This is a genomic window from Nostoc sp. (genome assembly GCF_036919495.1).
Taxonomy (GTDB): Bacteria; Cyanobacteriota; Cyanobacteriia; order Cyanobacteriales; family Nostocaceae; genus Nostoc.
The window spans coordinates 38,379-47,267 of record NZ_JBALBZ010000103.1 but is presented as its reverse complement, the minus strand read 5'-3'; the positions used below and the strand labels follow the sequence as shown (position 1 = coordinate 47,267).

Here is an 8,889-nt window from a genome sequence, read left to right as displayed (position 1 = left end):
CCCAAATAATTCGCAACAAGACTGCTCCTAATCTGTTTGGTTGGTCGTGGCAGACTGAATAACTGCCTACCCCTGATTATTGAGCCGATACCTTTATCTCATTATGGAATTAATTTTACAAAGCATTAAATTACAAATAGGTCAAGTCTATTTGACAATGAAAATTAGCCATGACTTTTCCAGTAGCCAACTTGAAAAAGTACATATTGCGAATGGCACTAATAAAAGCTCTAAGCTATGACAAATAGAGATTTGAAGCTTTAACCCATTGAGCATCGGGCGGAGGATCGATCAGGCGATGTCTACGAGGTGTTGCGTCTAACCTTCTTAGAGCTGTGCTATGGGGCGATCGCTAATTTAAACGTACAGTAGGATGCAGCGATGGTGCGTGGCTTGTCCAAAAATTTTTAGGTAGAAAAAGCTTATTCGTTCGTGAAATACTTTCTTTGAGACGAATGAATGCTCTGCAAAGAACAAATTTCAGCCATCAAAAAAGGTGACATTTTAGCTCAAGTAGAATTCGTGTTGAACTCGTTAATTTTGCTTTGTCATCTGTAGCTTTATTTTTAAAGAATCGGTATTAGTCGGCTTCAGAAGCGGTTTTGGCGTATCAACTTGAAGCAAAAACGCACGTTTGACTGATTGATTTTGTTCGGTTTCAGCCGTGAGGACAATTTGAGAAAGACTTGTGGTTGCTTTCAATGTCCTAGAACCGCTAGCTGGGACATCACCTAAAGGTTCGAGTTTAACCTTAGCACCATCTCCCTGTACCTTCCAGTTGAGAGTCACAACTTGTCCAACTTTTAAGAACATTGAGGGATTCGTCTCTGAACTTTGATTATTGAGCGTAAAGTCCATAATTTGAAGGGGTGTTGCCTTTAACTGAACTTGAATTGCTTTAGAGAGCGGCGATTGTTTTTGACTTCCACTAGACACAGGTTGAAGGCTAATCGTATAGTCGCCTGGTTTAGCTGGAAGCCCTATATCCACGTTGGAACAACTCAATGTTTCGTTGACTGGAAGTTGACATTGCTTCGTTAGTTCTGGAGGAATTTGTTTTTGAAAATCATAAGTCTTGAGGAGCGTTGGTTTATCCTCTTTGAGTTGACTTATAACCTGAAGCTGACCAAGTTGGCTAAAATTCTTGATATTCCAACTAAGGGTTAAGGGTTTCCCTTTTTCAAGTTGAGACTGGCGTGCTACAATTCTTACCACCTGTGGCAGTGGCTTAGGTTGAATTACGACATCAAGTTTCTGCTGAATAGGGTTTTCTGCTGATTTTGCCTTAATTTGAAGTTGGAAGGTGTATTTTCCCGCCAGTCGGGCACCTGTATCGACGTTAGTGCAGGTTAAATTGCGATCGCTAATTTGGCAATAACGGTTCAGTTCTGTCGGTAAGCCTTGACGAAAGTCGTAAACTTGGGGACTGCTCGCAATTTGATCTTTGGTTACATAAATCACCAGATGCTCAAGCCGATCTGAATTCGAGATCGTCCAGTTTAGGCGTACCCTGCCTCCCTCCGTATAGCTAGCGCTATCCGGTTTGAATTCTGCCACGATTGGCGAGGGAGTGGGTTTAAGAAACACAAACCAAATCAAAAAGCCGAGTCCCGACAATGCACCAACCCCTGCTAGCAGTAACAGCAGAAATTGCCACCAAGGACGTGCTTTCCAGACTAATAACCCTATCGGTAACTTTTCTGGCGTCGGTAATGCTTGAATATCTTGAAGATTGACTTGAAACGGTAGTTCTAAGCCATACCCAAAGAGGGGACGTCGCCATTTCTGTTTGGGATAAATGGTTAGACTAATCGTTGCTGTTTCGCCAATCAACAAATTGACAGAAGACGGACTGCAAACATAGTTGCACAACTCCGTTTCATCTCGACTGCTAGCACTTATGGCTAATTCTCGAATTGAATTCCCGTGATTTGTCAGTGTAAGTCGATACTGTCCTGGACTGTGGCTGACTTTTCCAAGAATAGTCTCCAGTTCAACACTCAAGTGAAATTTTGGCTTTACCTCTAAATACACCAGATCCAAAAAGACCTGCTCTGGGGCATTATCAGAAATGAGCTGGAGAGTCGGTGAATAGTGACCAGCAGGCATGTTTATTGGATAATGGAACTCAATAATGATTTCGCCTTGACCTCCAGGATTAAGCTCCAAACCATCGGTACTGGAAACGACACCTAACTCACTCAGTTCGTTAGAAGGATATTGAATCGTGAACCACGTTTTATCCAAGTCAAGACAATAGAGCCGGAACCGATCTACCCGACTGGAGTGGTTATTCACGATTACTGATAGCCTCTGGTGCTGGTTGGGCTGAACTAGTAAGGGCTGAACGGGACTAGTTGCTGGGCTAAGTGAAAAGGTAAGGTTTTGTGACCGTATAACAGTCTGCTCTTTGACTAGAACTTCAAGACGGGTTGGGTAATGAATCGGAGTCTCTTCTGGATAATGCTCTGGGGCATCTACTACTACCGTGTAGGGATAACTTCCTGGTAGAGCGTCTGAGGGAATTTCAAAGAGTAGGCTGACTTCACAAGCCTGTTGAGAGTCGAGAGCGACCCGCTTTCTTGCAGATGGACACCATGACAGCAGAGTTTGAGTCGTGGGATCGACAAACACATCAATTGTGGCTCCCTGCTCGCCTTGATTAATCAAACTGATGTCAAGGGTAACACTCTCCCCTGGGAAACCCTCTAGGTGGGTGGGAGGATTCAGTATAACTTTGAGTGGTGTTATAAGATTCAACATCTCTACAGCATCTTCAGTAAAGGAATATGGCGTTGCTGAAATGGAATGGTAGTTGTACAATAAAAAAAGAAAATGTCCAGAATGCAACTTTATCGAAATTAGAAAAAATAGTTGTCGTTGTGGTAAAATCAGCTTTTGGATTTAACAAGTGTAGTTTTCTTCCAACTAATTACTGTCGCATCAAACAAGTCATAATATAAGAATCGTATTTGATTGTTGAAGTTATCTGCGTAGGCTGGGAGTGGGGATTCGGAAATAAAGAGTTAGGCTTTTCGAGTTTTACCGAGCTTTTGCAGAAATCAAATATTAGTCTTATAGCTTGCCTTTGGACTCATAGGTTACATCATATTTAAATGCTAATTTATACTCAAGTTCGCCAAGTTTCCAACTATGTTTTGTTTGCAGTCAACTTAATATTTATTCTTGGTGTTTAACATTCAGATAGCTCTTGATTGCTTTATTTTAAAACGGATTATAAAGTAAACTAAAATATAGAGCGTTTTCTTGTAATGTTTTCCCATTTGATGAGTTAACAGATACTAAAGGAACGCCCCAGTCAAGACGAACGGTGAAGCGATCGCCTTGAAATTATTAGTTGGTAATTGTGTAGTATCAACAGCCTGAGCTTTCAGTGGACTTAAAGATATACTGCTGAGTAATATAAGCATACTCAGAGGTAAGTAGCAGACTATAAGATTTTTAGGGTATTTATCAATCATTGCACTGGACTATTTTTTGTCAGTAACTTTTATTCATCTGGGTTAAAGCGATAGAGGCGAACTTGTGCATCATCAGAGCCACTGGCAATCCAAACCCCCTGCTCTTTAGCAATCAAGTCTAAGGAAGTAATCCTGCTGGACAGGGTTGCGATCTGCTTCGGTTTTTGAGTCAGATCGGGAGTGAAGTTTGCGGTTAGACGCCAGGCCAGGATCTGACCATCATCGCCTGCACTCACCAGCCATCTTTGATCTGGAGTAAATAAAATGCTGCGAACCGATGTTTTTGAAACCTGCCACCTCGCCCGTTGTTTACAGCTTTGCTGAGGAAGTTGCTCTTTAGGCGACGCCTTTCGGGCTGCTTTCTGACATTGGCTTAAGTCCCAAAGAGTAACGTAACCATCAGAATCAGAAGCTGCTAGGATAGGAGTATTGGGCGCAAAGCTGACATCCCAGAAAAAGTCGTTTTCTCCGCGATTTTGAGCATTCTCTGAGAGCTTTAGCTGCCGAGGTTGCGAGTTTGCGACATCCCACAAGACAAGCCGCTTAAACTGTCCGGCACTCACAAGGATCTTTTCATCTGGACTGAGTGCTAAAGACCAGGCTTGATATGCGAAGCGATCGGGTACTTTCAAAACCTTAGCAGGCTTTGAGTCAAAACGGACATCTCTTGGTCTTTGCCAACTCCGAATGGTTCCGCTTCCATAGCTGGTGTATAGCGTCAGAGAATTACGAGTAAAAATCAAGTCCAAAATGCGATCGCTTGTCTGGTCTTTAGGGTCTTTGAGCGTATAGAGTCCCTTGCCAGTGTTGATATCCCAAACCTGAACGGTTCCATTCTCTAGACCTGCAAAGACCTGATTATTTTTCACCGGAATTAATGCTAGCGATCGGATTGCTTGCTGAGTAATCGCAAGAAGTCCCTTGGAAGAGTTAGGTTGAGCATCGGTGCAAGTTTTGGCTAACGTCCCCTTGCTCAAAGCACCCTGAGCGGTTAGCGTTCCCCAATCTGTCACGCCCCAAGTGCGAATTGAACAATCGTCTGAGACACTCATTACAAGCGGCGATCTGCCACTCGTGCCACTGAGTCGCACGGCATTAACGCCAGCCAGATGAGTGATGGGCGTTGGTCTAAATACAGCAGCTGCAATTGCTAAGAGCAATGCCACTAATAACCATAGAGGTACAATTGGGAAAACCTTTAAGAATAAAATCTGGGTTGCTGGATCGCTACTCCCTAATCTTGGGTCTGATAGCCAAGGCTTGAGTTCAAACTTGAGTTTTTGCGACCAGCCAATCCAGGGACGACGGGGAGAGAGGGTTAGGTTTGTGGAAGTTATTTCTCCCAATGGCAGAACGGGTTTTTCTGGACTAACCCCAATTTGGCATCGTTTCGCGTCTTGACCTCGTACTTCAAGATCGAGGGTTTGCAACAGATTACTATTGTTCTTAAACATCAATTGAAAGGTACTGCTACGCGATCGCCAATTCGGGAGCCAGGGTCTTTTAGCCGGGATACACTGCTGCTGAGGCTGGACTTCAAACTGCATGAACCCAATGGGCAGAACTTCTAAAATCCCTTGCACTTCAACGGTAGAACTCACATGACTTTTGGCAATTATGACAAAAAGATAATCGCGGCTCGGAACTCGATCTGCTCTAGGGGGCTGACATTGGAAAGTTGCTGTTGTCTCTCCATTTGCTGGAATTTCTATATACTGTTCTGAGCTACCAACTAGCCAGGACGACTCAAGTTCTGCACACTGCAAGCGCACTTCTGAAGGCTGCGACCCCACATTCTTAACAGTCACGGGAATATCCACGACGTTACGAGGGTAAACTTGAAACCGCTTCGCGGCTAGTGCGATCCGCAGTAGATTTAATTCACCACTAGGTTCTAACGTTAATCGCAGAACTAATCGTCGTTCTTCAGAGAGCTGGGGCGAAAAAATCCGCACCGTTAGATTGACGATCCCGACGAAATCAGGGAGGGGAGAGTCTAAAATCTCAACTTGAAAATCAGTGCGATCGCCCGGTGATTTAGCTGTAGATACATCTGGAGAAAGGTGATACCAGTTACTCTGCTCGCCTGCTCCCGCCGCTTTAATTTCAAGTTGAAACGACGCAAACTGATTGCTGCGGTTGATCACCGAGACACCAAAAGAAACCGGTGGCCCACTGGGGCGAAAGGCTATATTTTGCACAGTCAAGCTAGCATCGATAATTGAGCTGGCAAGCATAGTAAAGAGAAATATTTGGGCTGTTTTAATATTGAATAACAACTTTGATTGGAATAGATCAGACTTCTGTCTAATTCAGTCTGGGTCGAATGGCACTAAGAAAAGATGAAACCTTGGCTTAGTGCCAGTTCAGTAGAAGTTATTGACAAATCAATAGAATTATGCAGGTATTTTGATTGGATTCATAAGTGGCATTTGAGGCAAAACATGAAGATTATGAACAAGGGATTTGCCGTTATCCTAGTGCCATTCCACTCTGGATCGTTTTGTTATTTCTTAGCCTAAACACCAATAATCATCTTAAAAGCTGCATATTCTGATTTGAGTTATCCCAATGAGTGATACAGAAGCGTAAGTTCGGCTTTGGCTTTAAGCCGTTAGTTATGCTTGCTCACGAACATCGCTAACAACTATCTATTGTCAAAATTTTATGACCAATATTCATTTGGATAAGTTTCTTTCATTTCCTGATTTTAAACAGGTTGTTTAGTAAAAATCTCTGGTCATACTTTTGTTATAAGTTTGTCATAAGTGCGTCAAATTAAAATGAAATAATTAAAGATTATGTTTTACTGCTTATGTGAGTTGGGTTATCGCCTTGCCTGGTTGACAGGCTTGCTCCCTGAGAATTCCATCACCTACAAGTATGTACCCGCACCCGTGGTGATTACAATTCTCTGCTTTGGCTACTGTTATGAAAAGCCAAGATATGGAATGTCCCTAATGTCCCCCCACAACCGATCTACTGTAGCTTCTTTTAGTAGGTGCAAAATTTTCAACAAAATTACGGAATTAAGATGACATCGCTTGAAGTCATAATTGTCAGTCACAACATAAACTGACTGCATTCGCTGAATTTCTTGCTTTACTAACTCCAAGTAAGAAATCTTGAAAATGCCCAAATGATTAAAAGAACAATGCGATTTTATTAATCGAATTTTAATTCTCAGTTAACAAGCTAAATTCTCAATAAAAATAGCTATATCGGGGGTTGCTGAATTAGGGGATGATTTCGCACAATTTATAACATATTTCCAATGGTTTCGCCCGCCAATTCATCCCGCATTTATGCAACGCCCTATATCGCTGCGATGTCTGCGGCAACCTACGCCTACATATTATTAAATAGGTGATTTATAGCCTAATTTTTAGTATTTCACAAAATCGCACTGCTCCCTCATAGGAAACTGATTGTCAACAATAAGGCTTTACTACCTTACCATCTGATTCACTTTTGCGACACAACCTTTTTTGCAAAAGAACCAGAAGTAGAGCATATAATTTGGAGGAAAGTTATGGATAGTCTCACAGATAACCCAGGCATAGGTCTCAAACTCTTAAAAAATCTGAGTCCTCAGTCAGAAAAGGGGACTCCCCAGTATTACACCCGGAAACTAAAGCATTTCTTGCAGCTACAGATCGAGCAACTGGTAGCTCAACCGCAGATTCAATGGACGAGAGTGGTTTATCAAGATCCGCAGATGTCCGATCGCCAACAAGTTATTGAAACCTCTCAAATGCCTTTTTCTTTTGCGAAAGAGACCCTAGCTTACTTAGATAACAAAGGTTGGTTAGCTAATGTTTCATCTGCTCTAGTGTTAAAGCCGATTGATGCAGAGACAATAGAAAAAGGCTTCTATTATTGTCATTTTGGTGAATCAAGTCAGCCTAATCAATACTTACTATTATTTGCTAAGGGGCCTTTGTCTCATACTCAACGGCAATTCATCAAGCGAACGGCTGCTAGTATCGGTGAATATTTAGACGAACATCAACAAAACTGGCAACACCGCCAGAAGATTCAAATTTTAGAGCATCTTGTTCAACGAGTGGGGCATCAGTTACGTCATCCTTTGGGTTTAATTAGTCTCTATGCCCATAACCTTAGTCATCTTCTGGCTGCGAGTAAGGAGCAAGAACAAGCTTCAGTCATTTGCAAGACTGCTCACGGCTTAAATCAAACTCTCACTGAGATCGTGCAGTGTGCAAGTAGTAAAAATTTGCAGATTGTACCGCAAGATATTCGTAGCCTCGTCCATAAAACACTAGAAGAATTTCAAGGCTGGATTTCGGAGAAAGATATTCAGGTTTGTTGCAGCGATCGCACACTTATTTTAAAACTCGATCCACTCCAAATCAAACAAGCTATCAGCAATTTATTGAGTAACGCCATTCATTTTAGTCCCCAAGGCGCAAAAATTTTCATTGATTGGCAAGAGCAGCAGGGAGATATTTTACTGACCTTGAGAGATGAAGGCCCCGGTCTATCCTCCGAGGATTTACAGAAGCTGTTTAAGCCTTTCTATACCCGCCGCTCGGAGGGAACAGGTTTAGGATTAGCTATTGCCCAAAAAGTTGTACTCGACCACGGAGGGAAACTATGGGCAAAAAATGCACCCAAAAAAGGTGCAGAATTTTCGATAAGCCTACCTCGATTGATTCCATCCATTAACTTATCAGAGGACAACGCTGTATGTTAACCCAAGTAGAACAAACCAAAACCCTATCGACGCTTTTAGTCGATGACGACGATCAATTTCGGGCTGGAATCAGAACCTTTCTAAGCTTCTCCCAGATTCAGGATCGAGCCATTAAGGTGATTGGCGAAGCGAATCGTCCGGCTCTGGCTTTATCCCTTACCGAGCAGCATACTCCCGACCTAATTCTGATTGATATGGAATTAATTGAGGGAGATGGCCTCTCCCTATTACAGCAACTGCAAGACAGCAATGCATCGAGTAAAACCCTTGTTCTATCAGGTCATCAAGAAGACTATTGGATTTATCAGGCTATGCAGTCGGGGGCGGATGGCTATGTATTTAAGGGTCAGGTTTCACAGCAGTTGCTAGATGCGATCGCCACTATTATGCAGAACCAAATCTATTTACCACCTGAAGTTGCCACTGGGTTCTTTAGAAAATTCCAAAAAGCCCAAGCCTCATTACCCTCACAGATCGGTCAGCCCTGCACCCTATCCGAGAGAGAAAGCGATGTTTTATATTGGCTCGTTCAAGGAGCCTCAAACGAAGAAGTTGGGAAGCAACTCTACATTTCAGTGTCTACTGTTAAGACTCATATCACTAATATTTTTCTGAAGCTACAGGTAACAAGTCGGACACAAGCTATTGTAGCAGCCATCAAGATGAATCTGGTTCAGTCCTAATTGGGTT

The 8,889-nt window shown here is 42.6% G+C and carries 5 protein-coding genes; 2 read left to right on the top strand and 3 right to left on the bottom strand.

The window, feature by feature from the left end; all coding sequences use genetic code 11:
- Positions 1 to 534 precede the first annotated feature (534 nt).
- The 3 genes from V7K25_RS14910 to V7K25_RS14895 form a co-directional block, all read right to left on the bottom strand.
- Positions 535 to 2,763 (bottom strand): COG1470 family protein, encoded by a 2,229-nt coding sequence (locus tag V7K25_RS14910; RefSeq protein ID WP_335159134.1) that lies wholly within the window; start codon positions 2,761 to 2,763, stop codon positions 535 to 537.
- A 539-nt stretch (positions 2,764 to 3,302) separates the two neighbouring features.
- Complete coding sequence (locus tag V7K25_RS14900) at positions 3,303 to 3,431, bottom strand: hypothetical protein (RefSeq protein ID WP_335159132.1); 129 nt, start codon at positions 3,429 to 3,431, stop codon at positions 3,303 to 3,305.
- A gap of 80 nt (positions 3,432 to 3,511) precedes the next feature.
- A complete protein-coding gene (locus V7K25_RS14895) occupies positions 3,512 to 5,719 on the bottom strand; it encodes a hypothetical protein (RefSeq protein ID WP_335159130.1) in 2,208 nt (735 codons plus the stop codon).
- Positions 5,720 to 7,014: 1,295 nt separating this feature from the next.
- Between V7K25_RS14895 and V7K25_RS14890 the strand changes: the two genes are divergently transcribed.
- A complete protein-coding gene (locus tag V7K25_RS14890) occupies positions 7,015 to 8,199 on the top strand; it encodes a sensor histidine kinase (RefSeq protein WP_335159128.1) in 1,185 nt (394 codons plus the stop codon).
- Positions 8,193 to 8,882, top strand: coding sequence for a response regulator transcription factor (locus V7K25_RS14885; protein WP_335159126.1), 690 nt, complete (start codon positions 8,193 to 8,195; stop codon positions 8,880 to 8,882). Before V7K25_RS14890 ends, V7K25_RS14885 begins: the two co-directional genes overlap by 7 nt.
- Positions 8,883 to 8,889 lie beyond the last annotated feature (7 nt).

What these genes read in the sequence shown, in the direction of transcription:
- V7K25_RS14910 (WP_335159134.1), bottom strand. Translation starts at nt 2,763, where the DNA reads ATGTTGAATCTTATAACACCACTCAAAGTTATACTGAATCCTCCCACC.
- V7K25_RS14900 (WP_335159132.1), bottom strand. Translation starts at nt 3,431, where the DNA reads ATGCTTATATTACTCAGCAGTATATCTTTAAGTCCACTGAAAGCTCAG.
- V7K25_RS14895 (WP_335159130.1), bottom strand. Translation starts at nt 5,719, where the DNA reads ATGCTTGCCAGCTCAATTATCGATGCTAGCTTGACTGTGCAAAATATA.
- V7K25_RS14890 (WP_335159128.1), top strand. Translation starts at nt 7,015, where the DNA reads ATGGATAGTCTCACAGATAACCCAGGCATAGGTCTCAAACTCTTAAAA.
- V7K25_RS14885 (WP_335159126.1), top strand. Translation starts at nt 8,193, where the DNA reads ATGTTAACCCAAGTAGAACAAACCAAAACCCTATCGACGCTTTTAGTC.